The 24367-nt window shown below is 41.9% G+C and carries 29 protein-coding genes and 1 tRNA gene; 20 read left to right on the top strand and 10 right to left on the bottom strand.

The genetic code is table 11. The annotated features are described in order from the left end of the window. The first annotated feature begins 152 nt into the window (after positions 1-152). Positions 153-2705, top strand: coding sequence for an RNA polymerase sigma factor RpoD (gene rpoD / locus ICV38_RS08475; RefSeq protein ID WP_215379505.1), 2553 nt, complete (start codon positions 153-155; stop codon positions 2703-2705). Positions 2706-2944: 239 nt separating this feature from the next. Continuing rightward, a tRNA-Ile gene (locus tag ICV38_RS08470) sits at positions 2945-3021 on the top strand. 97 nt (positions 3022-3118) lie between these two features. On the opposite strand, the gene ICV38_RS08465 is transcribed toward ICV38_RS08470, so the two are convergent. Both ICV38_RS08465 and ICV38_RS08460 read right to left on the bottom strand, forming a co-directional pair. Beyond that, positions 3119-3403, bottom strand: coding sequence for a hypothetical protein (locus ICV38_RS08465; RefSeq protein ID WP_215379503.1), 285 nt, complete (start codon positions 3401-3403; stop codon positions 3119-3121). Between the two features lie 65 nt (positions 3404-3468). Continuing rightward, positions 3469-4173, bottom strand: coding sequence for a hypothetical protein (locus ICV38_RS08460; protein ID WP_215379500.1), 705 nt, complete (start codon positions 4171-4173; stop codon positions 3469-3471). Between the two features lie 196 nt (positions 4174-4369). Between ICV38_RS08460 and ICV38_RS08455 the strand changes: the two genes are divergently transcribed. From ICV38_RS08455 to ICV38_RS08405, 11 genes are all read left to right on the top strand, one after another. Further along, a complete protein-coding gene (locus ICV38_RS08455) occupies positions 4370-5659 on the top strand; it encodes a restriction endonuclease (protein ID WP_215379497.1) in 1290 nt (429 codons plus the stop codon). A gap of 136 nt (positions 5660-5795) precedes the next feature. After that, positions 5796-7142, top strand: a complete 1347-nt coding sequence (locus ICV38_RS08450) for a hypothetical protein (RefSeq protein WP_215379494.1) — start codon at positions 5796-5798, stop codon at positions 7140-7142. A gap of 117 nt (positions 7143-7259) precedes the next feature. After that, positions 7260-7622 (top strand): hypothetical protein, encoded by a 363-nt coding sequence (locus ICV38_RS08445; RefSeq protein ID WP_215379491.1) that lies wholly within the window; start codon positions 7260-7262, stop codon positions 7620-7622. 76 nt (positions 7623-7698) lie between these two features. After that, positions 7699-7974: a hypothetical protein gene (locus ICV38_RS08440; RefSeq protein ID WP_215379488.1), complete on the top strand. Its 276-nt coding sequence runs from the start codon at positions 7699-7701 to the stop codon at positions 7972-7974. Beyond that, a complete protein-coding gene (locus tag ICV38_RS08435; RefSeq protein ID WP_215379485.1) occupies positions 7964-8428 on the top strand; it encodes a hypothetical protein in 465 nt (154 codons plus the stop codon). The genes ICV38_RS08440 and ICV38_RS08435 overlap by 11 nt, the downstream gene beginning before the upstream one ends. Before the next feature lie 191 nt (positions 8429-8619). Next, positions 8620-9951, top strand: coding sequence for a ParB/RepB/Spo0J family partition protein (locus tag ICV38_RS08430; RefSeq protein WP_215379483.1), 1332 nt, complete (start codon positions 8620-8622; stop codon positions 9949-9951). 37 nt (positions 9952-9988) lie between these two features. Further along, complete coding sequence (locus ICV38_RS08425) at positions 9989-11815, top strand: DEAD/DEAH box helicase (RefSeq protein ID WP_215379480.1); 1827 nt, start codon at positions 9989-9991, stop codon at positions 11813-11815. Next, positions 11808-12554 carry a protein NO VEIN domain-containing protein gene (locus tag ICV38_RS08420; RefSeq protein WP_215379466.1) on the top strand — a complete coding sequence of 249 codons (747 nt, stop codon included), beginning with the start codon at positions 11808-11810 and terminating at the stop codon, positions 12552-12554. Before ICV38_RS08425 ends, ICV38_RS08420 begins: the two co-directional genes overlap by 8 nt. Positions 12555-12557: 3 nt before the next feature. Then, on the top strand, positions 12558-12980 hold the full coding sequence (locus ICV38_RS08415; protein ID WP_215379457.1) for a restriction endonuclease PLD domain-containing protein: 423 nt from the start codon (positions 12558-12560) through the stop codon (positions 12978-12980). 11 nt (positions 12981-12991) lie between these two features. After that, positions 12992-13342 (top strand): polyhydroxyalkanoate synthesis regulator DNA-binding domain-containing protein, encoded by a 351-nt coding sequence (locus tag ICV38_RS08410; RefSeq protein ID WP_215379454.1) that lies wholly within the window; start codon positions 12992-12994, stop codon positions 13340-13342. Positions 13343-13386: 44 nt separating this feature from the next. Next, positions 13387-14475, top strand: a complete 1089-nt coding sequence (locus tag ICV38_RS08405) for a DNA cytosine methyltransferase (protein WP_215379451.1) — start codon at positions 13387-13389, stop codon at positions 14473-14475. On the opposite strand, the gene ICV38_RS08400 is transcribed toward ICV38_RS08405, so the two are convergent. Continuing rightward, a complete protein-coding gene (locus tag ICV38_RS08400) occupies positions 14472-15533 on the bottom strand; it encodes a restriction endonuclease PLD domain-containing protein (protein WP_215379437.1) in 1062 nt (353 codons plus the stop codon). The two genes, ICV38_RS08405 and ICV38_RS08400, sit on opposite strands and share 4 nt — an antisense overlap. Before the next feature lie 151 nt (positions 15534-15684). After that, on the bottom strand, positions 15685-16656 hold the full coding sequence (locus tag ICV38_RS08395) for a YafY family protein (RefSeq protein ID WP_215379434.1): 972 nt from the start codon (positions 16654-16656) through the stop codon (positions 15685-15687). Positions 16657-16962: 306 nt separating this feature from the next. On the opposite strand from ICV38_RS08395, the gene ICV38_RS08390 reads away from it, so the two are divergent. Together ICV38_RS08390 and ICV38_RS08385 are read left to right on the top strand one after the other, a co-directional pair. Further along, positions 16963-17316 carry a hypothetical protein gene (locus tag ICV38_RS08390; protein WP_215379431.1) on the top strand — a complete coding sequence of 118 codons (354 nt, stop codon included), beginning with the start codon at positions 16963-16965 and terminating at the stop codon, positions 17314-17316. Then, positions 17309-17659 carry a hypothetical protein gene (locus tag ICV38_RS08385; RefSeq protein WP_215379428.1) on the top strand — a complete coding sequence of 117 codons (351 nt, stop codon included), beginning with the start codon at positions 17309-17311 and terminating at the stop codon, positions 17657-17659. The genes ICV38_RS08390 and ICV38_RS08385 overlap by 8 nt, the downstream gene beginning before the upstream one ends. Before the next feature lie 2 nt (positions 17660-17661). Here ICV38_RS08385 and ICV38_RS08380 read toward each other — a convergent pair whose 3' ends face one another. From ICV38_RS08380 to ICV38_RS08365, 4 genes are all read right to left on the bottom strand, one after another. After that, the gene (locus ICV38_RS08380; protein ID WP_215379425.1) at positions 17662-18087 is read right to left on the bottom strand and encodes an HAD domain-containing protein; all 426 of its coding nucleotides are present in this window, start codon (positions 18085-18087) and stop codon (positions 17662-17664) included. Between the two features lie 2 nt (positions 18088-18089). Then, positions 18090-18290, bottom strand: coding sequence for a hypothetical protein (locus tag ICV38_RS08375; RefSeq protein ID WP_215379421.1), 201 nt, complete (start codon positions 18288-18290; stop codon positions 18090-18092). A gap of 311 nt (positions 18291-18601) precedes the next feature. Continuing rightward, positions 18602-18793, bottom strand: a complete 192-nt coding sequence (locus tag ICV38_RS08370) for a hypothetical protein (RefSeq protein ID WP_215379418.1) — start codon at positions 18791-18793, stop codon at positions 18602-18604. Positions 18794-18796: 3 nt separating this feature from the next. Beyond that, on the bottom strand, positions 18797-19111 hold the full coding sequence (locus ICV38_RS08365) for a hypothetical protein (protein WP_215379394.1): 315 nt from the start codon (positions 19109-19111) through the stop codon (positions 18797-18799). Between the two features lie 109 nt (positions 19112-19220). On the opposite strand from ICV38_RS08365, the gene ICV38_RS08360 reads away from it, so the two are divergent. Genes ICV38_RS08360 through ICV38_RS08350 form a run of 3 tightly spaced genes read left to right on the top strand, consistent with a single transcriptional unit; the run spans position 19221 to position 21715 of the window. After that, the gene (locus tag ICV38_RS08360) at positions 19221-19508 is read left to right on the top strand and encodes a hypothetical protein (protein ID WP_215379391.1); all 288 of its coding nucleotides are present in this window, start codon (positions 19221-19223) and stop codon (positions 19506-19508) included. Between the two features lie 7 nt (positions 19509-19515). After that, entirely contained in the window at positions 19516-21423 is a 1908-nt protein-coding gene (locus tag ICV38_RS08355; protein WP_215379381.1) for a DUF3857 and transglutaminase domain-containing protein, read from the top strand. Positions 21424-21454: 31 nt separating this feature from the next. After that, on the top strand, positions 21455-21715 hold the full coding sequence (locus ICV38_RS08350) for a hypothetical protein (protein ID WP_215379379.1): 261 nt from the start codon (positions 21455-21457) through the stop codon (positions 21713-21715). A 229-nt stretch (positions 21716-21944) separates the two neighbouring features. Here the strand turns inward: ICV38_RS08350 and ICV38_RS08345 are convergent, their stop codons facing one another. Together ICV38_RS08345 and ICV38_RS08340 are read right to left on the bottom strand one after the other, a co-directional pair. Next, complete coding sequence (locus tag ICV38_RS08345; RefSeq protein WP_215379376.1) at positions 21945-22550, bottom strand: hypothetical protein; 606 nt, start codon at positions 22548-22550, stop codon at positions 21945-21947. Beyond that, entirely contained in the window at positions 22547-23020 is a 474-nt protein-coding gene (locus ICV38_RS08340) for a hypothetical protein (RefSeq protein ID WP_215379374.1), read from the bottom strand. The genes ICV38_RS08345 and ICV38_RS08340 overlap by 4 nt, the downstream gene beginning before the upstream one ends. A gap of 154 nt (positions 23021-23174) precedes the next feature. Between ICV38_RS08340 and ICV38_RS08335 the strand changes: the two genes are divergently transcribed. After that, the gene (locus ICV38_RS08335) at positions 23175-23723 is read left to right on the top strand and encodes a hypothetical protein (RefSeq protein WP_215379354.1); all 549 of its coding nucleotides are present in this window, start codon (positions 23175-23177) and stop codon (positions 23721-23723) included. A gap of 8 nt (positions 23724-23731) precedes the next feature. Continuing rightward, a complete protein-coding gene (locus tag ICV38_RS08330; protein WP_215379351.1) occupies positions 23732-24310 on the top strand; it encodes a SprT-like domain-containing protein in 579 nt (192 codons plus the stop codon). Positions 24311-24367 lie beyond the last annotated feature (57 nt).

Below are 24367 nucleotides of genomic sequence, written 5' to 3'. Positions count from 1 at the left end.
CTATAATCCTCTGTTCCCAAGAAAAAAACGAATTAATTCAGCCACTTGCGCTTTATTTTCATGAACTTTGGGGTAAGTGAACAAGTGAGTTACGGGGCTGTGCTTAATCAGTCGAGATCAACAACAGTAGTAATGTGAGTAAGTGCTAATAAATGCCTAATACCAAGACAAAAAAACCAGCTAAACCAGCTCCAAAAGCGAAAACTGTAGCGAAAGCTCCAGCCAAACCAGCGCCAAAATCAAAGGCACCGGCTAAACCTGCCCCTAAAGCGAAGGCTGTAGCCAAACCAGCTCCTAAAGCGAAAGCTCCAGCCAAACCAGCGCCAAAATCAAAGGCGCCGGCTAAACCTGCCCCTAAGGGAAAGGTTGTTGCTAAACCAGCACCAAAAGCGAAGGCTCCAGCTAAACCTGCCCCTAAGGCAAAGGTTGTTGCTAAACCAGCCACAAAGGGGAAAGTGCTTGCTAAGGCCCCTACCAAGCCAGTAAAGGCTGCCGCAAAACCTGTCAAAGCACCTGCTAAATCAGTTAAGTCCGCTGCTCCTGTTAAGGCGCCTGCAAAACCAGCGAAAGCAGAAGTCAAAGTAGAGCCAGCTAAAAAAGGTAAGGCACTCGCAGCTAAAGCTGAAGATGTAAAAGATCTCAAAGGTAAAAAAGGCAAAGCAGTTGAAGTCGCTCCGGTAGTTGAAGAAGAGAAAAAACGTGGCCGTAAAGCTAAGGCTGATAGCCCTGCAGAGGGCGCCGAGCCAGTTTTGACGGATCGTCAAAAGGCACGTGAACGCAAGGCAAAAGAAAAAGCCCTCTTAAAAGAATTCGCAGCACAACAACTTGGTACTGAAGAGCAACAAGAGCTACGTCGTGCTCGCTTGAAGACTTTGATCAAGATGGGTATGTCCAAGGGTTACTTAACCCATGGTGAAATGAATGACGTAATGTCTGATGAGTTATCTGATGCGGATGCATTAGAAACATTAATTAGCTTGTTAAACGACATTGGTATTACTGTTTACGAGCAAGCCCCAGACGCAGAGACATTAATTCTGTCCGACAACACTGCAGCGGCAGCTTCCGAAGAAGAGGCTGAAGAAGAGGCTGAAGCAGCCCTCTCTACAGTGGATTCAGAGTTCGGTCGTACTACTGACCCTGTCCGCATGTATATGCGTGAGATGGGTACAGTTGATTTGTTGACTCGCGAAGGCGAGATCGTCATTGCCAAGAAGATTGAGGCTGGCCTCAAAGACATGGTGATGGCCTTAGCAGCCTGCCCAGTCACCATTAGTGAAATCCTCAGTAACGTTGACAAGATTGCCTCTGGTGAAATGGAGATTGATCAATTTGTTGATGGTCTCGTAGATCCAAATGCAGAAGACATCAAGCTTGGACCAGATGAGCCTGAGATTGATCCTGATGCTGAAGAGGGTGAAGATGATGGCGAAGATGAAGGTGGCGGTGGCGGTGGCGGTGGCGCGGCTACAGCAAACGCGAAGCAACTCGAAGAGTTGAAGCAAATTTCCTTGGAAAAGTTTGCAATTGTGCGTACACAAGCTGACAAGATGCGTCGTGCATTTGATAAAGACGGATACAACTGCCCAGCTTATATTAAGGCGCAAGATGCGATTCGTGCTGAATTACTCGGTTTTCGTTTGACTGCGAAGAGTGTTGAGAAGCTATGTGACACCATGCGTTCACAAGTAGACCAAGTATGGAAGCTTGAGCGCGGTATCGTAAGTTTATTAGTGGATAAGGTTGGCGTGAATCGTGGCGAAGTATTAAAAGACTTCCCAAAGATGTCAATGAATCTGACTTGGACAGACAAGTTACTCAAAGAGAACAAACCTTACAGCGCACTCTTGCAACGTAACGTTCCAGCAATTCAAGAACTCCAGCAGAAGTTAATTGATATTCAGAAGAATGTGGTTATTCCACTTCCTGAATTGAAAGAAGTGAACAAGCAAATGATTGCGGGTGAGAAGCGTGCTCGTGAAGCAAAACGTGAGATGACAGTAGCCAACTTACGTTTGGTGATCTCCATTGCTAAAAAGTACACCAACCGTGGTTTGCAATTCCTAGACTTGATTCAAGAAGGCAATATCGGTTTGATGAAGGCGGTAGATAAGTTTGAATACCGTCGCGGTTATAAGTTCTCTACTTATGCAACCTGGTGGATTCGTCAGGCAATCACCCGTTCTATTGCCGACCAAGCGCGCACGATCCGCATCCCAGTTCATATGATTGAGACGATCAATAAGATGAACCGTATCAGCCGTCAAATCTTGCAAGAAACTGGTCATGAGCCAGATGCTGCAACCTTGGCGCTGAAGATGGAGATTCCTGAAGACAAGATTCGTAAGATCATGAAGATTGCTAAAGAGCCAATCTCTATGGAAACACCAATTGGTGACGACGAAGATTCTCATTTGGGCGACTTTATTGAGGATGGCAATACCTTGGCGCCTGCAGAAGCTGCATTGCATGACTCTATGCGTGATGTAGTGAAAGATGTTCTCGATTCGTTAACACCACGCGAAGCAAAAGTATTACGCATGCGCTTTGGTGTGGAGATGAGCACAGACCACACGCTCGAAGAGGTAGGTAAACAGTTTGACGTTACTCGTGAGCGTATTCGTCAGATTGAAGCGAAAGCTCTGAGAAAAATGCGTCATCCAAGCCGCAGCGACAAACTCAAGACCTTCCTCGAGGAAGATTGAACCAAAGACTAACGGGCCTATAGCTCAGTTGGTTAGAGCAGAGGACTCATAAGAAAGAAGCCCTAGGGGTCTTGTAGTTAAGACCTCAATAGATTCAAGAGGTTAGTGGTCGATTAGGCGGTATAAATTCACTACACATCGACTACACACCGGAGCAAAAACCGAGGTGTGTAGTAAATGCGGTTTTAATGTGGTTTTGCAGTAGTTAAAAAGTGCAAAATTAGCATGTAAAGATTAACGGGCCTATAGCTCAGTTGGTTAGAGCAGAGGACTCATAATCCTTTGGTCCCAGGTTCAAGTCCTGGTGGGCCCACCAGAAATGAAAATACCAACCTTCGGGTTGGTATTTTTTTGAGCGTTACTTTAAGTAACGGTTAAAACCCCATATAGAACTTGTCTAAATAAAAGATATCTTACCGACTAATGCTTAAATTTGTAGGGGCGTATTGGTTTCTATCGTATGTAAAAGACAAGCTTCCTTGTGGCGTAGGCTGAGCCCCTGCATCACGATTGATGTTTTTACCTTTGTAGTAGGTTTTGGTTGTTGAGTTGTAGTAATAACCATTCACTGTATTAAAGCCAGCTTGGTTGCTTGGAGTTATTTCTGTTGCTCGACCTGAGTAGCGATTGGCGTAGTAATCAGATTGTGCAAACGCAGGTAGTGTGATTATGCAAAGAATGAAAATAGCAGCTTTCATAGAATTTCCCCCTATATAACTCTAATCATCGCCGACCACTAGCTCACTAAATGAGCCCATAAGAACTAATTAACCAGGAGAATTCGCTGATTTCGTTTGTTTACGAATTGCATAACTAGATCCTTATACGCACAGTAAGAGTCTAGAGCCTTTGGAACTACAGGCGATTTGAAGTTATCAAACGGCATAAAAAATTTAATTGCCGAGCAATCCTTAGTTACTAAATCTTGCAGTAGGAAAAACTCAACATAACCCTTGAAGTTATCAAACAAGGCAAAAAAATCACTATACCTTGATAGCGCCGCATCAAGAGGGCTTGTTTCGTTGTTGTAATGACGCCTTATGCATTCCAGCGTTAGGTCAATTCGATCTTTAATTAGGGGATGAAAGCCTCTAGCGCCATTGATGGTTGCTTTACCGTCTATGCGGTTTCCTGGAAAAATCATCATGCTACCCATCGTATAAGCAAGCCTTCTAAATACTTCAATATCTTCACTGCTAACTTGGCTAATGATGCGTGCCATGCTTGCCCAACGACTAAAGGTATGTATGGCAGAGTCACTAGACAAGTAAAACTCGCCCAACTCTGATTGGTGATACAAATAGACTTTGTCTTTAGTGTCTACTAGCTCAAATAATTTGCCATTTGGCAGTGACTTACTCCAAAGGAATTTATGATACGAACGTAGCGTAGGACTAAAGCTATCAGGATCCTTCCCTAGCGGAGTATCTGACCTAAAGTCAAAGGTAATATCTATATGGCTAGGCATGATTAATTCTAATTCCATCTTGCAAAAAATATAAGCCGAATCCGGGGCTATTACCCTATTTTGAGTATTACTAAAGGTAACTCTTAGGAGTCCGCTTGCGGAGGATAGAAGACGATGGATAGTCTTGGGGGTTAAAAAAGGGTATCCTTTTCATTCAATATGCTTCCAAAGAGCAAAATTTATTAAAAGGTTTTAAATGAGTGCGCTGACCATAGGGACAATATATAGATACTCCAGTTCAAACCCTGTAGATATCCCGTCCATCGATGGGTTGCCAAACCTACTTTTTCATACCAATACTCCAGGTGAAAATAAGGCTTTATTGGAGGCAGGTATTAATGCAATAAGAGCAGTTAAAACTGCCGATGGGCCAAGAACACCGGCCATTTTAATTTCAAGCAGCACTCATAAGCAAGGATCAAAGGAGACGCCTTGGCAGGATGAGTTTGATGTCGACAATGGGTACATAAAATATTTCGGTGATAACAAGTCAATTTCAGACCCATCTAAGGCGCCTGGTAACGCATACATATTGGAGCAGTTCGTCCTGCATAGAAGTAATGATTACCAAAGCCGATTGAAGGCGGTGCCATTTATCTTTTTCAAGAGTATTAAGGTTGGCGAGCGCGTTAAAGGCAATAGAGTATTTCAAGGCATTGGGCTGCTAAATTCTGCTGAGCTGGTTACTCAATATCAAAAAGACATTGGTTACTTTACAAACTACGTCTTTGAATTTGACGTACTGGATATGAGAAAAGATTTTGAGATTTTTTCTTGGGACTGGGTATCAGCTCGCCGCAATCCAAAGCTAACAAATTTAGAAACATTAAAACTTGCTCCAAAGAGCTGGCAAGTCTGGGTTGCCGAAGGGGAAATTTCTAGAGATAAATTAAAAAGACGGGTTCATAAAATTACAGCCGTCGGTAAGCAAGATCAATTGCCTACCCCAGGATCTCGCGAAGATAAATGCCTAGGAGAAATATATAAGTTTTATGATGGCCGAAAACACCACTTCGAGCTCCTATCATCCAAAGTCGTTGCAAACATAATTAGACAAAGCGGTAGTGGTTACAAGGAAGGGTGGATTACCCAGGGCTCAGGCGATGGGGGTATAGATTTTGTAGGCCGCATTGATTTGGGGACGGGCTTCTCTAAGGTTGAAGTCGTTGTTCTGGGCCAAGCAAAATGTGAAGCCTATTCGAAACCAACGAATGGGGTTGACTTAGCTAGAACGGTAGCTAGATTAAAGCGAGGCTGGATTGGTGCTTATGTAACCACATCATATTTCTCGGAAAAAAGTCAGCAAGAAATTAGTGAGGATAGTTACCCACTGATTACTGTTAATGGTCTCGAGCTTGCAAAGGAAGTCTTAAAGTTGGTTGAGCTCACAGGTTCATCATCAGTTTTAAATTTCTTAGAAGATTTAGATAAAAAATACTCCGAATTCATAGAGAAAAAGAAGCCAGAGGATGTTCTTGATAGATGAGTAGTGTGTAGCATCATTCTTTAATAAAACCACCATAAACCTCCACAACTAGCCATACTTTCTTTTGGCTAAATTGACCCCTGTAATTCCTCCAATCAGGTTGTCCTAGCTTGTGCTCAGAAGCTAAAGTATATGTATGGCAACTAAAAAAGAAAGTACACATCAACTCATACACCGTAACCTAACCCTCTATCAACGCGAGCATAGTGCAGTATGGCAATGTCGTTATAAGGTAGACAACAAGTGGATACGGGCAACTACCAAAGAGACCCAGCTTGACTTAGCAGTCAATAAAGCCAAAGAGCTTTTGGTGGAAGCAGAGATTCGTAAGCGCTCTGGCATCCCAGTGGTTACTAAACGCTTTAAAGATATCGCTATGTTGGCTATTGATCGGATGGAGCGAGATTTAAAGGGCGGCTTAGGTAAATCAATCTACAAAGACTACATCCGGATCATTAACGAGCATTTCATACCCAGTCTTGGGCAAAGGCTTATTACCAATATTGACTACGATGCCTTGCAACAGTATTACGATGACCGTGAAGCCAGGTATGGGTTGGCGATTTCCAACAGCAATCGTAAAACCCAAAATGCCGCATTTAATAGAGTCTTTGATGAAGCTATTGTGCGGGGTTACTTAACTGAGAGTAATCGTCCTAAGCTAGATGGCAAGACCAAAGAGAGTGTTCGTCGCCCAGCGTTTGAATTGCATGAACTCAGAGCATTACTAAAGCTACTGGGCCCCTACATAGAATCAGGCAGAACCAAGGATGTGCGTGAGCGCAGGGAAATCCTTAGAGACTATGTAGAGATGCTGGTTGATACAGGCGCTAGACCAGGCATTGAGTTACTCGATATGAAATGGAAGCAAATCCGTTTCATGATGAATCCTATTAGTACAGTCACTGATCAATTGGACGAAGATGGTGAAGTCATTGAAGTGCACAGCCTAAATCGTAGCTGCGAGATGACTGTCAAAGGGAAAACAGGGCAAAGACAGATCATTGGACGCTTACCTAGTATTAGAGTTTTAGAGAGAATAGCCTTGCGAAACTATGGAGTGGCTAGCTCAATTAAAGATCCATTGGCTGAGCTGATTAAGCCTACTAATGACGATTACATCTTTAGAACCAAAGAAGGTAGGGATTTAAGTGATGTCTTAAACCATATGTTTGACGGCTTCTTAGCAGACCATGGTTTATTGATTGATCCTAAAACTAATCAAAAGCGGGTGTTCTATAGCCTACGCCATACCTATGCCACGTTAGCACTTACCCACGATCTGGTGCCAATACATACGTTAGCCAAACAAATGGGTACTAGTGTTTTAATGATTGAGCGGCACTATAGCCACTTACAGGTAATACAGGCTATTGAGCAATTGCGGGGAGCCAATACTAGAAAGCTGATTGAGGCAGATAGTAGGGCGGCGGATAACTATCCAAGTAAGAAGCAGACTGAACGAGAGCTACGGGCAGCTTAGGTCAGGACAAGCGTTACTTTAAGTAACGGTGTAGGGAATTCATATCCAGGGTGGGAGCTCATTATTTGAGCCTGTAGGTTTTTATACTCAATAGTTAACACCCACAAAGGAGAAATCATGCGTGACTATACATACTTAGGCGGTGCCCGTTTCACGATTAACAATATTTTTCGCAGCTTACGCTTTGATGTTGATAGGCTCGATTTGAGTTGGTCCGAAGATCAAAAGCCTGAATTTACTAGAGGCCTTCGTATTGTTGATAACGATGAGTCGACTACAGTAACCCTTGATGGCGAAGATGCAGATAACTTAGTCTTTAGTTTGGCCTATGTATTTAACAAGCAAGATGGCTTTGAAGCCTTTCGAGCAGCAATCGATGCCTATCTAAAGGTTGCATTGGCCACTAAACAATATCTGATAACCAGCCAAAAAAAAGATCCAGAAGGAAGGCCTGAATCGTCTGAGGCAGTAGTGCACTAGAGTAAGGAGTGGGGGCAGATTTAGACCGACTTGCCAAGCCCTGACATTCGTCGAATTGGCTAAAGAGGAGAAATGCATGAATATTCAGTTAATACATGTAGAGCAACTACAAAAAAATGGTTTTCCAAGGGTGCTAAGACCTCAAAAATCATCCGAGTACGAATATGTTGGGATTGCCATAGAAGATCAGGGGGCTCATTATTATTGGGCTAGAGGAGTTAGCCTACGAATTACCGAACAGGAATATCACTATATAAAGGCAAATCCAAAGTTGTATTATTTTTCTACTGCTCTAAAGCTACACCTGAAAATCGACCGCCATCTTCATAATGAGAATTTCGATGGACTTTGATCGATCTGGATTAATTGCTCTCATCAAGACCGAGTTCAAGCTTGACTGGCATGGAATTCATGGCGCAAATCATTGGGCACGGGTACTAAACCATGGAAAAAATATTGGCCAAATCCGTAATGCTGATTTATTGGTAGTTGAGCTCTTTGGGTTCTTGCATGATAGCTGCCGCTTTAATGATGGAAGAGATCCTAAGCATGGAGAGAGGGCGGCAGAATTTGCTCATGGGATTCACGGCGACTTTTATCAGTTATGTCCAAAGCAACTCGATGCACTTTGCTACGCCATGAGGCACCACTCTAGTGGAGAGATTTCGTCTGATAAAACGATTCAAACTTGCTGGGATGCTGATCGCCTAGACCTGGGTAGGGTTGGAATCTTTCCATCGCCTCGCTATCTATCTAAGGAGGCTTCAATTTTTATAGATCTAGCATTTGATTGGAGCCAATATTAAGTGGTTCTAAAAGTTCAGGCCCTACCTCTTGGCGACCAAATACATTCATCATTCGCCCTGAAGGCTCATAGAATGAGCTAGTCATTTTAAAAGGTAACATTAAATGAATTAAATTGAAGGTCTAGACCTGTAATTGATATCTAAACCTCTTTAAATCTTATAATCAAAGTGACTAATTAAAAAGATTGAATATGACTAATTTAACCAATCAACATCGTCGGGACGCAATTGCAAAATCTTTAGCAGTCTATAAAGAAAGCAATCAAAGAAAAACGGAAAGCATTGAATATAGGGGTAAAGATACTCCTCTTGAAGTAATTACTATAAAGCCCGAATTCCTTCTGCTGAATCATGACAACAGTAGATTAAGTGCTCAATTATTTGATCATCCAAAGCGGTCAATTGTTGAACAACAGCCAACGTCTGATGAAGCGCAGAAGATCTTGGCGGAATTGCTAAGAAGTACGGACCAATATTCGCGCCTAAAGGATGAGCTAAAGGCAATGGGTCAGTTACACCCTGGGCTAATCTCTCGTGATGGCTTATTAATCAACGGAAATACTCGGGTTGCAGCTCTTAGAGAGATTGGTGTAGAGGGTGTTGAGGTTGCGGTTTTGCCGGAAGATGCAGTTTCCTCTGATTTCCTTGACCTTGAAATGTCATTGCAGATGCGAAGACTTACGCATCAAGATTACACTTTTACTAATGAGCTGTTGCTGATGGACAAGTATCGAAAGTTTGGCCATACAGATAAGCAATTGGCTAAAAAAATGGGCTGGATTAGAAGATCCGAAAAGAAGCTTGCTGAAGCAACCCAATTACTTAATTTGGTGAAAGAGATCAGGAACCAATCCAATCCTCCAATTGCTTTTAGTGTTTTCGACAGAATGAGTCAGCACTTAAAGGATTTGAATACTGAGTACCAAATTATGGCGCTGACTGATTTCCGTGAAGCTGAGCGTATGAAGTGGGGTAGGGTTGCCGCCATGTTCCTAAGTATTAACAAAGATCAAACCCGGGCAATTGACGATGAGTTTTACGAAGAAGACGTTATAAAAAGATTAGATGGCGATCCTAGTGTCGTTAAATTTTTCGAAGACTATAAAAAGGTTGAGCCTGTTGAAGATGGACTATCTTCAATATTGGGAAATGATCAAACGGATAGTGAAAAAATTGATATCCAATTGTTTGCTAAAAAAGTTATGTCTGAATTGGTTGATGAAAGCGGGCATATAGCTAAGGATTTAACTCCAGAATTACAAAAGGTTAGAGAGGCTATACGTGTAGCTTCAGATGCGCTAATTATTAAAGGAAAACGTAAGGAGGCCGCCCAGGCTCCATCGGAAATTTTATCTGAGACAAGAATAAGTCTCGAGGAAGTTGTGATGCAGTTTTCTGAAGTATCAAAATTGCCAGGATTTGATCCGAAGAGATTTGAATTTCATTTAAAAAAAGTACATAAGTCTCTTGAGGACTTAACAAAGGAATACGAAAAGTTCCAAGCTAAAGACAGATCTAATTAGTCAATTTTCTTAATTAATAATATAAAAATATTTAACTATGGCGACTTTACGCATATTAGTTAATAAAGATGAGCGGGTTCTAATAGAGCCAATTGGTGACATTGCCCCCGATGAGTGGAATCAGGTAACAAGGTGGTGGTGTAGCGTTGGTGGCGTTACTGAAAGTCTATATTCCATATCAATTCCACCCGCTATTTTTGCTCAACACAAACACTGGTTGCGGGAGGGGTGGACTCGCTTCGGACATTCTGTTGCGCCTCCAGGCCCTGAAATTGTCTCTTTATTAAGCCGGACTGAAAGTTATATAGATGAATTTGTTTCCCTGTCTCAGCAAGAGGGTGCTAGCGAGCAAATAGATTTATCTGATTTACAAATCAAGAGGCAGTTAACTAGTTTTCAACTAGACAATTTACGAGCATTAATAAGAATGCCTAATGGAGCAAATTTTTCAGTACCCGGTGCTGGAAAAACTTCTACAACTCTTGCTGTGTGGGAGTATTTCAGAAAATCAGGCACCATCTCTCGCTTATTGGTTATATGCCCTAGATCAGCTTTTGAGGCCTGGAAGCAGGAGCCACTCGATGTTTTGAGGGATGAGATAGTTACAAGTCAGTTTTCAGATGATCCAATTCCTGCTGAAGCCCAATTACTTTATGTAAATTATGAGCAACTTGAAAATCGAAACAGATTAAATAGATTGCTGGCATGGGTAAAGCAAAAACCCACCATGTTGGTGATGGATGAGGCTCATCGCATTAAGGGTGGTGGTGGCTCCATAAGATGGCGCTCTTGTTTGGAACTTGCAAATGGTGCAAAGCGTGTAGATTTACTTACCGGCACCCCAATGCCACAAAGCCCGGAAGACTTAAGAAATCTTTTTGGAATCTCTTGGCAAAAAATACCTCGACCTTTTTTAACTGATGACAGGCTGAAATCACTTCAGCGAGGCGGAATATTTGTTAGGACAACAAAGTCAGAGCTTAAGTTGCCGCCAATGAGAATTGAAACGGTAAAGCTTGAAATGAGTGCTGTGCAGTCAGAAATTTATAGTGCATTACGACGTTCATATGTTGGGCAATTTGGACTTAATACGAACGATCAAAGCTATTTTGGGAATAAAGGAAAGGCGGTTATGAGTCTTCTAGCCTGTGCCACAAACCCAGGCCTACTCATGAGTGCTACTAATGAAGATGCATATCTTGGGTTGCAGTGGCCTCCAATAGAATTGGCTGGTTCAGAGAGATTGCTGAATATTTTAGAAAACTACTCGTCGCACGAAATGCCCTCTAAATACGAATGGATTTCAAGATTTGTTACAAAGGCGGCATTAGAAGGTCGCAAGGTTTTGGTGTGGAGCACTTTCATAGGTAATTTACTGGCTCTTCAAAGGGTGCTTGAGCCTTTTAATCCAGCCTTGGTATATGGTGGCACCTCTCCTGAGCAGCGTGCAATAGAGTTGGCTAAGTTTAGAACCTCCCGTTCATGTTCAGTATTGTTAAGCAATCCCCAGACTCTTGGCGAAGGAATTAGTTTGCATAATGATTGTCATGAAACGGTTTATATAGATAGAAGTTATAACGCTGGCCTTTACCTTCAATCACTTGATCGTATCCACCGTCTTGGACTTCCTCCAGACCAAGTAACTACAGCTTTTATTTTGCAATCTGAGGGAACTATCGACCGACAAGTTGCAAATCGATTGGAATTGAAAATAGCTAAATTAGGTGAATATTTGAATGATGATGGATTATCTCTTGCCAGCCTTCCTAATGGAGACGGTGATGACCCACCAGAGAGTTTATTGGGAATCGATAATTTAGATCTTAACGATTTATTTGAGCATCTTAAGGTGGGGGATGCTTAATAATAATTCCTGGCAAGAGCTCGTATTAGAAGTTTTACGGGCTGCGCGTGAAGGTCTTTCAATTAATGACTTTACTGTGCGCTGTCAGCTTGCCCCAATTGAAATTGGGAAGTCATACCAAGATCGTTTGCGTGTTGCGGATAAATTACTTTCTGACGGAACTATTTTTCTTGATGATGGATTTATGCGAATTGCAGTTAAAGATTCTCCAGTCTGGCTTACTGAAGACCTAAAGCAGGGGTTGGATGTTGCGTGGGATATTTTGGGGGTAATTGATCCAACCCAAAAATTAGGCAATAAGTTTGATCGGCTCTTTAATGAAGAGCTTGGATATGAAGGTGAAATGGCTGTAATAGCGGAATTACACTCTAGACTTCATGAAAGTGTGCATCATAGAATCCAACATGTTTCATTGGTAGATGATTCTGCTGGATTTGACATCAGGTCGCCATCTGTATTGGATCCCTCGGCGAATGTATTGCTAGAGGTTAAGACAACTTCAAGACCTGGACAGCAATTTAGCTTTTTTATATCCAGAAATGAAGCGAGGGTAGCTTCATTAAATGCGAATTGGCGTCTCATCGGAGTAATTAAAGAGCCTGATGGGCTTTTAATCTTAGGTAGCTTATCATTTGTGCAGATATCAAGTTTTTTACCTGTTGACCAAGTTGAAAATGGAAGATGGGAGTCAGCAAAAATATCAATTCCACGCTCAACTTTTCTTGAAAATCTTCCTTAAGAAATGCATCCTAGTTCTCAAATAATATCTTTACCACTAACTGCAAAAATAAAAGGCGTTGATATGGTCCCCCAGCGTTCAGGATTAAACTGGGGGCAGAGACTTGGCCGAGAGCCAAATCAAGCATACTTAGCGGTTCCTGCAGAAATTCAACGTAGTGGGTTCCTTCCTGAGCGTGGAGAAGAGTTCCTAATTGAATGCGACGATGGGGAAATTATGAAGTGTGTAAGGGCGCAGGCAAACGGCAAAGCGATTGAAACTTGCGGAAATAATGCAATACTTGGCCTTTATTTCCGGCATAGGTTAAATGTAAGGCCCGGCTATATGGTAACTATAGAACACCTATATAGATATGGGCGTCTTTCAGTGGACTTGAAATACCAAAATAACTATCGTTATTTTCTTGATTTTTCAACTACAAGTTAAGCGGATCTGAAATGTCTAAAACCATCAAATATGTCAAATATCCTAATAGGCGTATTTACGACACTGAATTGAGTGATTACGTACCATTTTCAAGCATAAGAAAAAGAATTATGGACGGAGATACTATTGTTGTTTTGAATCATAAGACTAAAGAGGATGTAACAAGAGAGGTTTTGATAAGCATTCTTTTGGAGCAAAGTGTGCCTGGAGATGAATTATTTACGGAAGATTTGATGCGTATGATTATTCGTTTTTACGGCAATCCATTGCAAGCTGCGCTAAGCACACATCTAGACCAGACCCATGAAATACTTAGCTCCTTTTGGGCCAACTTTTTAACCAACAAGAAAGATGCTGAATAAATATTTTGGCAGCTTTTTTGGATTAAATAAAATATACTGTTTTTATGAAAAAAATAATATTAGGTGAATTGTTTTCTGGCCCTGGTGGGCTCGCAATAGGCGCGGAGATGGCAAATGAAGCTATCGCCGACATCTCTGACTCTAGATTTGTTCATGGATGGGCAGTTGATTATCACGACGAAACAGTTGAAACTTATCGGCGTAATGTAGAGGGTGCAACTGAAAAAACAGCCATTGTTTCTGATGTAAGAAAAATCACAGCAAAAGATTTGGCAAAGATATCAAAAACAATTGACGGATTTGCATATGGATTCCCTTGTAATGATTTTTCATTGGTGGGAGAGCACAAGGGGATCGATGGAGAGTTTGGACCTTTGTATAGTTATGGCGTACCAATTCTTAATGAGTTCAATCCAAAGTTTTTTATTGCTGAGAATGTTGGTGGGATTCGAAGCGCAAATGAAGGCAAGACTTTATTGAAAATTCTTGATGATCTTTCCAAGGCTGGTAAGTATGGATACGTTATAACCCCTCATCTATATAAGTTTGAGGAATATGGCATACCCCAAGCGAGACATCGCGTGATTATGGTTGGCATTAGGAAGAATTTGAAATTAACTTTCAAGCCGCCAGCACCTACCCATTTGAAAAAATTCAAAACTTGTCAGGAGGCGATTGAGAAGCCTCCAATAAAGCCCGATGCTAAAAATAATGAGCTTACAAAACAGCATCCAAGAGTAGTGGCACGCCTAAGGCATATTAAACCTGGCGAGAACGCTTGGACAGCTAAATTACCTGCCCATCTGAAGCTTAATGTTACCGGCGCTCAGATTAGTCAGATATACAAACGATTGGACCCAAAAAAGCCGGCCTACACAATTACAGGTTCGGGTGGAGGTGGTACCCATGTATATCACTGGTCTGAAGATCGCGCTTTAACAAATAGAGAGCGCGCAAGACTTCAAACATTCCCTGATAGCTTTGTTTTTGAGGGCAATAAGGAGGCTATTCGTAGGCAGATTGGTATGGCAGTCCCTCCGGAAGGGGCTAAAGTTTTATTCACGGCAATTATAAAAACGTTGGAAGGTATTGATTATCCTTTTGTTGAGTCAAATATCGATTCGCTACTCTAGAAAGTGATGTGATAGTAATTTTTTTTCCCTGGGATTGCTCTAAATTCAAGCCAATCATTTCCATGAGTATCTAGAGTATCTGCAGTGATTAATTCGCCATACTTCAAAAGCCCAGTATCTAGTAGCTTATCTTTGATAAATCTTCCAAGCTCGATACGATTTTTTGTCATGAAATCAGAGCCATCTCGAAGTGTGTTATTAGAAGTTGAGCTTGCTGTTTTTCTTTTGAAAAGAGCTGGCATCACATCACCTTGATCGTCAACTAAATTGATTGTGAATGGGCTCTTAGTTGCCGGGACAAAACTAGTCAGTGTTGCCATTTCTTGTTTACTTACGCCTAATTCAACTTCATACCAGGGGCGAAGAATATAAATTCCTTTTGTATTTTTTCTGCCAACCCCAGCAAAAAGATTTATATGAGACCTTGGCTGAGGTTTTATCTTAAGCTTGAAGGCGATGGGTAAGGACTTTATATTTTGTGGAATTCCAATATTTTTCTTCGAGACTTTTTTCTTTAATTCTTTTTTACGACTTGGGAATGTTAGAAGATTTATTGGCTTTGCATTTAATTTTTTTAACCTCGTAAAATACTCGTTAAGTAATTGAATTTCACTAGGGCTACTAGTTTTTTTATTGGACTCAAGCCAGTTACCGAATCCGGTATCAGAAAAGTTCGATGATCCTACACTAGCCCAATGATCTTCATCATTTTCAAAAATATAAAACTTTCCATGAAACCTTTGTTTTTGACAGAAAAAAACTCCAGACTTTTCATTAAGTCCAATCGCTAGATTATGAAATTCCCTTAGTAGCTTCTCTAGTGCAGGTGATATACCCTCCCAATAGCCTAGCCCGAATATTAGAGTGACTTGCCCACCACTCTCAAGAATTTTTTTGAACAGCTCTAAGGCTTCCTGAAATGCGCCTAGACCCACATATCCGCTTGCGATCTTAACAATCTTACAATCTTTTAAGCTACTCAATACAAAGTGACGGGCCTGTAAAAATTCACTTTCATTTGTGATGAGAGCGTTGCTTTTCCTGTAATCAGATGGCATAGTTTTTTCGAGAAAAATATAGACCGAGATGGATTGGTTATATTAAACCTTATTGGGCCTCACTAGTTTTTAGTTGCCATTAATAAGCGTTACTTAAAGTAACGCCTAGAATTAATGGGGTCACTAATATCTCCTTAGGTCATATTTGTAGTTACTTGTAGTTGCTTAATGCTTTTTGGAGCTCTGTTTTAACTTTATTCTTCAGCGTCAATGGAGACAATACCTCTACACCTGATCCATGCTTCATAATATCCATGACAAGCTCCGGATCTTGGTTATAGTCAAACTCCAAGTTGTAGTAACCCTCTTTATCAAAACTCCCTACTTGTTGGCCATGCCAGTTCTCACCAGAGACCCAACGTGCATGTTCGGGTGTAAAACGCAGTTTTGCTCTTTGGGTCGCCTTACCAGAAAAGATTCCATAGCTCTGAGCAAAATGCTCCTGACATTCTTTATCAGAGATCTCCTGCGCTTTGGTGTTAGTCAGTACTGCGCTGCGAATGCCATCCACTGCAAAGCTACGTAGGCCTTCTCGCATATGGCAATACGCATCAAGATACCAATTCTCGCGATAGAAAATCAGACGCTGCGGAGAAATTTCCCGCTCAGTCACTTCATCTTTCCCTTTAGCGTAATACTGGATTACCAGGCGGTTACGTTTGAGTAGTGCAGCGCCAATTTCTGAGAAGTTTTCAATTGAATTTTTACGAGAGCCCATCCCTAAAACCTTGATACGTTTTCGTAGCTCTTTCGCGGTAGTTTCACTCTGACCTAGAATGCCATCAATAATGGCAGTCAAAGGTTCAATATGGGGACCAATGAGCCCGCTTTGATCTAGAGAAGATAGTAGATGCTGCATCAGGACTAGGGCAGTAGCCTCCTTCTCAGAGAACCATAGCCCTGGCATTTCAATCTTATTAATTTTATCGGGGAATTCAAACTTGTAGCCTCCTTCAAAGCGGTCATAAATGATCGATGCTTTCAGTCGACTGCGTAGGTATTCAAGATCACGCTTAAAGGTAGCTTTGGAGATTTCAAGCTCATCTAAGAAGCTTTCGATAGGCACGCATTTTCGATCCTGAATCATGTACTTAATGCGGTGTAGACGTTCCATATCACTCATAAAGCTCTCCAATTGCAGGGATAAGAATATTTGTAGTTTTAATAACTATAGATACTTTATAGCTCATTTAATGAGCTAGTAGCTCATTATTCTTCGTAGATATGACCATAAGGAGACGCTCCAAATGAAGCTTTTAGGGTTCTTACTAATATTTTTGAGTTGTTACAACTTTGAGCAAGGTTATTTCACCCCCAAGTTGATGGCCATCTTTTTATTGGGTCTTTTTATGGTTTGTGGCAAACCATTTGTTGAGCACCTATTTTTTGTTAAGCGTGAGAGGGTGCGCGCGCAGTATAGGGGAAGAAGATGAGAAAACTTAATTGTTCAGTTGGTGACTTAGCAATTACCGTGAATTGTAGTTATCCAAAAAATCTAGGCAATATCGTGAAGATAGTTTCAGCTGTTGGATTTGAGGAATGGGCAAATCATGAAGAGCTGGTCTATACCTGGAATGTAGAGGTAGCCAGTGAAGGTAGCTTCTTGTACTACCAATATGAAGGCGAAGAATTTAAACCATTTACATCTGGTCCGGTTCCTGACACTTATCTTAGACGCTTAACTCCGCCTAGCGGATACCTTATGAATGAGTTTATAGACTCAGAGCAGCTGCAAATGAATTTTCATGAACTAGATTTTGTGGAAAGCGAAAGCAATGTCTAGGAATGGGCATATTCATTTGCGTTGCGAGTTAGGGTGCATTGCCATGATTGCTGATAGTAAATTTTCAATTAATAAGGGAATCATTGTGAAGGTGATTGAGCCTATGGGCTTAATGCACTGGCCAGATATTGATTGGGGAGTAATTCCAGTTTGGCGCGTCAAAGTCCTAGCTCAAGGCCATACGATTTGTTACCACTTGCCTAACAAAGGGGAGTTACGTCATGAGAGGGTGGGCTTAGTACCGGATCGATTCTTGCGCTGCTTAACTCCTTTATCTGGGCAAATGCGCTTTGAGTTTGAAGACTATGAGCCAGAGCCGGACTTAGACCCAATGACTTTGTAGCCCTAACCCTGAATGAGCCATTGGTTTAGTTCCAGTATTTGTCTATCAGTAATACCGGTATTAGGGTTGCAGCGGATTAGTCTAGGACAAGGATTTGGAAATTCCCAATAAGAATCATCAAGCGCTCTCCAATCTGCTGGTCCGTAACTCTGTAAGTAATTCTGAATTTCCGTGAAGCGTGGATGTTTGCCAATTACTGCTGCTCCAGTGGCACCAATAATGAGTGATGAAATAAAAGTAGGTAAGGTCTTTTGTAGTTTTTCAAGATTGTGTGTAAAGCGCCAGCTAGATGAAATCACAATTTTGGGTGATAGCAAGTTAAAAGATTCTTCTAAAAGAGCTGCGCGTGAGAATGGAGATTCACCCGCAAAGTGAGTTGGATGTAAAACTCCATCAAAATCTAAAAAAATCAGCTTTTCCTTATGCACTCTTATAGTTCTTCCTCATCTTTTTTCTCAAGCACTAAGAAATTCCTCTGAATCGGTTGTCCATAGTCATCTTGTGTCCAAAACTTTTGTACCGCCACAAAACGAAACCCCTCACCACCTTTTTCATTAAGGATATTTTCTACCGTATCAATGTCTGATGATACGGGCTCCATTTTGATTAGTTCATATTCGTATGTACTCATTGTCTTTTGCTAGGTGAGTACCCGATCCTGTTGCCATTGTTATCGAAGACATTGGTGACGCCAGTGGGTGACTGAGTTTCATAGCCAATTCGATTTCCATTGTTGTCATAAACCCCATTGGTTGAGTTGTAGTTAAGGGGGCTGTTTTGATAATTCAATGGCGAATTGTTGTAATTCAAGGGTGAGTTGTTGTAGTTAAGAGGGCTGTTGTTGTAATTTAAAGGTGAGTTATCCCAGCTAGTTACTTGGGCTTGACTGACGCTAGAAATTAGAAGGGCACCCGTAACAAGTAATCGCTTCATTTAGATCTCCTAAGATTTTTTGGCATATTTGTGGCGGGACGGTGTGTAGTTAGTGCTCAAATCTTTCCAGCAGTAGTAGCAATTCTCATGCCCACTTGGATTGTTATATTTTTGCGAGCTCTTCTTGCTGCCGCCATCGGTGCGTGCAAAAACAGGAATGGCGATGCTAATTAACATCGCAGCAATGACTAGCCTTTTCATTTTTTACCAACCTTTCGCAGAAGGCGCCTGAGGTGCTTGGCGCGGCGTATTGATCGAAGTATTTGGCGCTGCATAAACAGGCGTGGTTGAAGTGCCTTGATATGCACCCTGAGGGCTATAAAAATTGGTCTGCCCGTTATCGGTTTGAAAAGACTGAACGTTCTGACCAGTGGCGTTGTAAACATTAGTGACACCGCTTGGCGCTGTTTGACTATAGCCAAGGTAATTCCCGGTGGGTCCATAAATAGCCTGAGCCGATGCTCCCCGTGCCATTAGAGCGGCTTGGGCTATTAAAAATAGAGTGATTAGATATTTCATGCTTACCTCCAAATAAGTCTTGATGGAGTTAGATTAAAAGCAATAAGGCTCACCCAATGAGCTAGTGGCCCAAGAAAATGAAATACCTAACAAATTTCATAAAGAGCCCATGCTAAGCACCCTTGTATTCGTTACCTTCATGCCCCTGCAGGTTTCTCCAGCTGGAAAGTCAGCCGTACCCCTCTCTAGGCCTTTGGCTGTTGCTGCCTATGTTGATGCCTCAAAGATCTTAGGTTTACCTAAGTTCAGGCTCAGGGATGGAAATGGTAATCCATACATGCCAGAAAAAACACTTCTGCAAGAACCGTTGGCGATGATCCATGACAGCGCAGGAATTATTTTTACAAGTGAAGTTAATAAACGTAAGGCTTACATACAATCGTATGTAAGGCGCTAAGGATCTTATGAAATTCGCAATTCAATCAATTAGTAGTCTTGCGGCAGTCCTTCTGGGATTCTTATTGCTCGCCAATGTTGGCATAACCAGCGCAGGCAGAGGTGAGCTCGAATCACTTTCTGCTGTTGAAAGAGCCATCATCACAGAAACTATTCAGGCCGATGGTACGGTTGTTGAGATTGATGAACTCACTACCTTGGTGAAATCGCAGTTAGTCGTTGACTCTGAGTCACAAGCCGACTTGCCATATAACTCCACGCTATCCAAGCTAGAAGTGCTTGATGCCTACACAATCACCCCTAAGGGAGAAAAAATCCCGGTAGCCGCCAATGCCATACGCACAGTAGAGGATGACAATAGCTCTGGCGCAGCAATGTTCTCCGATCAAAAGCACAAGATCATCATCTTCCCAAAGGTAACGCCGGGTTCTAAAACCTATTACAAGACGAGGCTAACAACCTACAAGCCACTATTGCCAGGTTATTTCTATACCAGGCTGATCTTCTCGCCTAATGTGGAGGTGAAGTCTTATGAGTACAACCTCAGTTATCCGGAAGACTTAAAGCTCTATACCGATATTAAAGACGTTAAACAAACGAGAGATGAAGTGGTTGGTGGCGTACGTCATGTGAGCTACACATATGAAAACCTCAAGATGAAGAAAAAAGAGCTATATCAAGTCTCTAGTAACGACTATGCTCCTCATATTTATATTTCCAGCTTCCCAAGTCAAGAGGCTTTTGCCAAGGCATATGAAGAGCGCATTAAAGGTAAATTCATCATCACCCCAGAAATTCAGAAACAAGCTGATGAGATCACTAAAGGGCTAGACAAGAAGGTTCAAAATAATCCAAAACTCGACCTAAAAAAAGAACAGGCCAAGGCGATCTATCACTGGGTAGCCAGAAACATTCGTTATGTAGCTATCTACCTTGCTGATGGTGGGATCGTGCCACACGATGCCAATAGCGTGCTGAAAAATCGCTATGGTGACTGCAAAGATCACAACGCACTCTTAATTACTTTATTGGCAGCTAAGGGCATCGATGCAACCAGCGCATTAATTAACTCAGGCAATGCTTATGTACTCCCTAAATACCCAGTCTTGGGGCCTTTTAATCATGTCATCACCTATATCCCAGCCTGGAATCTATATCTAGACTCGACTGATGAGATGGCGAGCTACGGCACGTTGCCCTCGGATGAGATGGATAAGCCTGTACTACTCACTAAATTAGCAAAGGTAGGGCGCACACCCAAGCCTAAGAAAGAAGATAGTGATATGGCTACTGGTATCTCTATGCAGATTGAGAAAGATGGGCGGATTACCGGTAAGGCACACACTATGTATTTTGGAAGTGCTGCAATCAGTGCTCGTTATAAGTACGAGGGTGCTGAAACATCCTACTCAGATAAGCTAGTTAAAAACCAGTTAGCTAAATTTAGGCAAACAGGCGAAGGCAAGATCACTACTAGTTATGTCTATGATCTAGATAAACCATTTACAACCGACACTGAGTTCACCTTAGACGCCATTGCGAATGTGCCAGGACCGGGAGCAATGACAGTGCCTATTGGCTTAGCGCCTGGAGAGTTAGCTGCCATTGCCAGTGATAGGCCGCCTGAGAAATTTACAGTTCCATATGTCTGTTCCACCAGAATGATAGGAGAGGCTTACCAAATCAGATTTCCAAGCAACACCAAGGTAACGCGTATTCCACCTAATGTAAGCTACAAAAAAGCCGGCATTGAATACGAAGCAACCTATAACGAAGTAAAGAACAATATCTTTGTTATTAGAAAGCTAGCCATTCAAAGACCGGGAGCAGTCTGCCAGCCAGAAGAGCTGCAGAACTGGAAAGACTTCTATCAAGTCTTTATTAAAGATATGCGCGGGCAGATTTTTTATGAGTAACAAAAGAAGCTCTAAATAAGGAGAGAAATAAATGATTCGAATGCCAGAAGATGATGATTACACGATTCGCAACTGTGTCTTTGCATTTAAGTGCACAGCAAAGTGGGATGAGTTAACCCCAACGGATGATGACAAGGTGCACTTTTGTAATGACTGTCAAAAAGAAGTTCACTTATGTGAAGATGATGACGAGCTTGTAAAGTCAGTTCGCCTTAATCGCTACATCGCTATCTACCGTGAAGGGGGTATGGTGATGGGGGATTTGATCGGTAGAGTTGTGATTAACGAATAGAAAAACAGCCGGTCTTTCCCGGCTGTCAGCTTGCTCGCACCCTGAAGGAGGCCCCAACGAAATGGGTATAGCAGAATGCACATGCTGGTATGGTTTTCTCATGAGAAGGGCTAATCAACAAAAGGTAGTCCTTTGATCTTGGGGCACTCATACCTGATCCCGGTGATCACCAAAACAAATTAAACAGCTAATGAATTCATTAAAGCAGGGCTAAAGCTCAAATAATGAGCTAATCGGATTCAGTAATAAATTCTCCCAATACCTTCCCATTGCGAACCCTAGCGTAACCTCTGATATCAGTTGTGGCAGCAAAGCGGTGCTTCCCACATTTACTACCCTTGGGCACATAAAAAGACCACATTTCATCGCGATCATCTGTCATATCAGTCAGAAAATTTACCCAGCCTTTATTCAAATGCCCAAAGGGTAGAGCAGGAACGCTTGCTAGAGGGTCAATGATGTAGCTGGCAATCTCTGCATCAAGTGGATTGACTATTGCTACTAGGTGTTCAGGTAGGCAATTAAAGTCAGGTGCATCATAGAACTTTTGTTGAACAGCAGCATCGCGCTTCTCTTTGATAAACCAAATCATAAATCCTGGCCAGCCAGCTAAGACGCAGACCAAGGCAATGCCATATACACCAGCCTCTTTTAGCCTATCCAGTAGCGTTTCTTCTTTACCCATGATTTTCATGAGACCTTTGGCAAAGTCAGAGGGCTTTTCAAGCCATGTTGAGACAAGCAAGTAGCCAACCATTAAAGTACCTGGGATGAGATAGAGAAGTAGGTGCTCAACCCAGGTCTCAGGCCTCCAGGACAATAGAGAGTCAATCATTGTTGTTTCCTCAGAAAAGAAGGAATCTTTGCTGGATCAATCGGCTCTTCTTCTGGAACCTGATTATGGCGGGCGTGCTTGTTAACCAGCACACCTTGTTTAAAATCCATCAAGAGGTCATATTCATAGATACTCCCGTATCCCATATGACGGTATTTGAGCTGGGCGCCTTGAGGACAGCGCAATTCGCCTGTGAACCAGTGTGCAAAGACTTTATCGCAACCAGGAAAAACATCAGATAGCCCAATAATCTCTTCATAAGTCTTGTGTGCAGACAAGGCTACCAAATAGAGACGTTCAACACCTTCATGCTCCAGAATTTCCCAGGTGCCAATATATCCTCGCCAATTAGATGTAACTGGAGATTCAAAGCGAATGCCTGCCTGCTTCAAATATAGCGATAGCGGATTGGTATAAAGACGAATTTCATTGCCGCCATAAATCAGTTTTTCTGAAACCTGTGCTGTCATAAGTACCTCAGGTGGAAGTGTGTAGATTAATTAGTATGGATAAGTTGAAGTCCATAGAATGAGCCATCAAAAATAAAACTTAAATAGCTCAGTTTTTGAGCTTTCAACTGACTAATCTAAGCCTCCTAGAGTTAATTGAACAAATGGAGAATTTATGCCTGTATTAATAGAGGGTGTTTCAGTCTTAATGCGTAAGGGTTCAATACATGAGCGCTATATAGGCGGCTATGGCAAATTTCTTTTTGATTTGAATGGATACGTGAACTTCATATCCTCGAATCAACTACTTTGTGTCGAATATAAGAATCATGAAGAGGCTAGAGCTCTCCTACAGATGCTCGCAGATAGGGGGCTGAGAATTGCATTAATAAATGAAGAGAACACACAAAATACAGATGCAGTATTAGTCGATCAAGTTTTCGGGGCAAGTATTCGTGTTTGGTGGCTCGATCTAATACCCTTAGTGCGTCCAAGAGTCGGCAATACAGCGGGCAATAGAAAGGCAAGTGTAAAAGAACCTCTTAAGGAAAATATTTTGATAGCTGCAACTTATGAAGAGCTTGATGAGAAGGAGGAATTACGTATCAAGAATTGGGATAGAGCTGAAATTGCCTACCCACGGGATTGGGAATATGAAAGATCTAAATCTTTGGATCTAGAGTTCATAAGAATGGCCGAAAACCGTAGCTTCCGAAATCATTAGGAGGTTCTATGGGTGAAATAAATCGAGAGCAATGGTTAATGCGCGCTGTAGATCATATAGTGCCAATATTTGATAAGGCTGGATATTCAATACCAATAGTGAAGGTATCGGTTGGGTTTCCAAGTTCTGGCGGAAAAGGACGGCACCTAGGTCAGTGCTGGTCTACAAGATCTGCTGTAGACGGGATTAATCAAATCTTTATAGCACCACATCTTCAGACGCCGTTAGACTTCTTAGATACCTTGGTGCATGAATTAGTACATGCTGTAGATGATTGCCAAAGTGGACATGGTGAAAATTTTAGAAAAATTGCACTGGATGTTGGGCTAAAGGGGCCGATGAGAAGCGCTGGTGCTGGTGATTGGCTAAAGCAGGATTTAATTAGGATTGTGGATAAGTTAGGCACTTTCCCTCATGGTAGATTGAGCTTGCCAGTCAGAACTATGCAAAAAGCCCCCAAAAGACCAGGTGCAAAATGCTCTAAGTGCGGATATGAGGTGGTGATGTTGAAAAGGCATCTTATTTTAGGCCCCCCAATTTGCCCCAAGGACATGGAGGGGATGGAGGAAACGGGAGATTGGGATTAAGTTACATCAGAATGATCATTATGGTTATTATTTTAATAATCCATTAACTTTGATTGA

The sequence above is a fragment of the Polynucleobacter sp. MG-6-Vaara-E2 genome, from assembly GCF_018687695.1.
Taxonomy (GTDB): domain Bacteria; phylum Pseudomonadota; class Gammaproteobacteria; order Burkholderiales; family Burkholderiaceae; genus Polynucleobacter.
The sequence above is the reverse complement of the archived record's forward strand: the minus strand, read 5'-3'. Positions and strand labels throughout refer to the sequence as shown.

Bases quoted from the DNA above. Each gene is read 5' to 3' on its own strand.
- ICV38_RS08430 (WP_215379483.1), top strand. From the start codon at position 8,620: ATGACTAATTTAACCAATCAACATCGTCGGGACGCAATTGCAAAATCT.
- ICV38_RS08340 (WP_215379374.1), bottom strand. From the start codon at position 23,020: ATGACAGCACAGGTTTCAGAAAAACTGATTTATGGCGGCAATGAAATT.
- ICV38_RS08440 (WP_215379488.1), top strand. From the start codon at position 7,699: ATGAATATTCAGTTAATACATGTAGAGCAACTACAAAAAAATGGTTTT.
- ICV38_RS08395 (WP_215379434.1), bottom strand. From the start codon at position 16,656: ATGAGTGATATGGAACGTCTACACCGCATTAAGTACATGATTCAGGAT.
- ICV38_RS08405 (WP_215379451.1), top strand. From the start codon at position 13,387: ATGAAAAAAATAATATTAGGTGAATTGTTTTCTGGCCCTGGTGGGCTC.
- ICV38_RS08400 (WP_215379437.1), bottom strand. From the start codon at position 15,533: ATGCCATCTGATTACAGGAAAAGCAACGCTCTCATCACAAATGAAAGT.
- ICV38_RS08435 (WP_215379485.1), top strand. From the start codon at position 7,964: ATGGACTTTGATCGATCTGGATTAATTGCTCTCATCAAGACCGAGTTC.
- ICV38_RS08415 (WP_215379457.1), top strand. From the start codon at position 12,558: ATGCATCCTAGTTCTCAAATAATATCTTTACCACTAACTGCAAAAATA.
- ICV38_RS08465 (WP_215379503.1), bottom strand. From the start codon at position 3,403: ATGAAAGCTGCTATTTTCATTCTTTGCATAATCACACTACCTGCGTTT.
- ICV38_RS08445 (WP_215379491.1), top strand. From the start codon at position 7,260: ATGCGTGACTATACATACTTAGGCGGTGCCCGTTTCACGATTAACAAT.
- ICV38_RS08355 (WP_215379381.1), top strand. From the start codon at position 19,516: ATGAAATTCGCAATTCAATCAATTAGTAGTCTTGCGGCAGTCCTTCTG.
- ICV38_RS08410 (WP_215379454.1), top strand. From the start codon at position 12,992: ATGTCTAAAACCATCAAATATGTCAAATATCCTAATAGGCGTATTTAC.
- ICV38_RS08345 (WP_215379376.1), bottom strand. From the start codon at position 22,550: ATGATTGACTCTCTATTGTCCTGGAGGCCTGAGACCTGGGTTGAGCAC.
- ICV38_RS08420 (WP_215379466.1), top strand. From the start codon at position 11,808: ATGCTTAATAATAATTCCTGGCAAGAGCTCGTATTAGAAGTTTTACGG.
- ICV38_RS08330 (WP_215379351.1), top strand. From the start codon at position 23,732: ATGGGTGAAATAAATCGAGAGCAATGGTTAATGCGCGCTGTAGATCAT.
- ICV38_RS08370 (WP_215379418.1), bottom strand. From the start codon at position 18,793: ATGAAAAGGCTAGTCATTGCTGCGATGTTAATTAGCATCGCCATTCCT.
- ICV38_RS08425 (WP_215379480.1), top strand. From the start codon at position 9,989: ATGGCGACTTTACGCATATTAGTTAATAAAGATGAGCGGGTTCTAATA.
- ICV38_RS08385 (WP_215379428.1), top strand. From the start codon at position 17,309: ATGTCTAGGAATGGGCATATTCATTTGCGTTGCGAGTTAGGGTGCATT.
- ICV38_RS08455 (WP_215379497.1), top strand. From the start codon at position 4,370: ATGAGTGCGCTGACCATAGGGACAATATATAGATACTCCAGTTCAAAC.
- ICV38_RS08335 (WP_215379354.1), top strand. From the start codon at position 23,175: ATGCCTGTATTAATAGAGGGTGTTTCAGTCTTAATGCGTAAGGGTTCA.
- ICV38_RS08365 (WP_215379394.1), bottom strand. From the start codon at position 19,111: ATGAAATATCTAATCACTCTATTTTTAATAGCCCAAGCCGCTCTAATG.
- ICV38_RS08460 (WP_215379500.1), bottom strand. From the start codon at position 4,173: ATGCCTAGCCATATAGATATTACCTTTGACTTTAGGTCAGATACTCCG.
- ICV38_RS08450 (WP_215379494.1), top strand. From the start codon at position 5,796: ATGGCAACTAAAAAAGAAAGTACACATCAACTCATACACCGTAACCTA.
- ICV38_RS08390 (WP_215379431.1), top strand. From the start codon at position 16,963: ATGAGAAAACTTAATTGTTCAGTTGGTGACTTAGCAATTACCGTGAAT.
- ICV38_RS08375 (WP_215379421.1), bottom strand. From the start codon at position 18,290: ATGAGTACATACGAATATGAACTAATCAAAATGGAGCCCGTATCATCA.
- ICV38_RS08360 (WP_215379391.1), top strand. From the start codon at position 19,221: ATGCTAAGCACCCTTGTATTCGTTACCTTCATGCCCCTGCAGGTTTCT.
- rpoD (WP_215379505.1), top strand. From the start codon at position 153: ATGCCTAATACCAAGACAAAAAAACCAGCTAAACCAGCTCCAAAAGCG.
- ICV38_RS08350 (WP_215379379.1), top strand. From the start codon at position 21,455: ATGATTCGAATGCCAGAAGATGATGATTACACGATTCGCAACTGTGTC.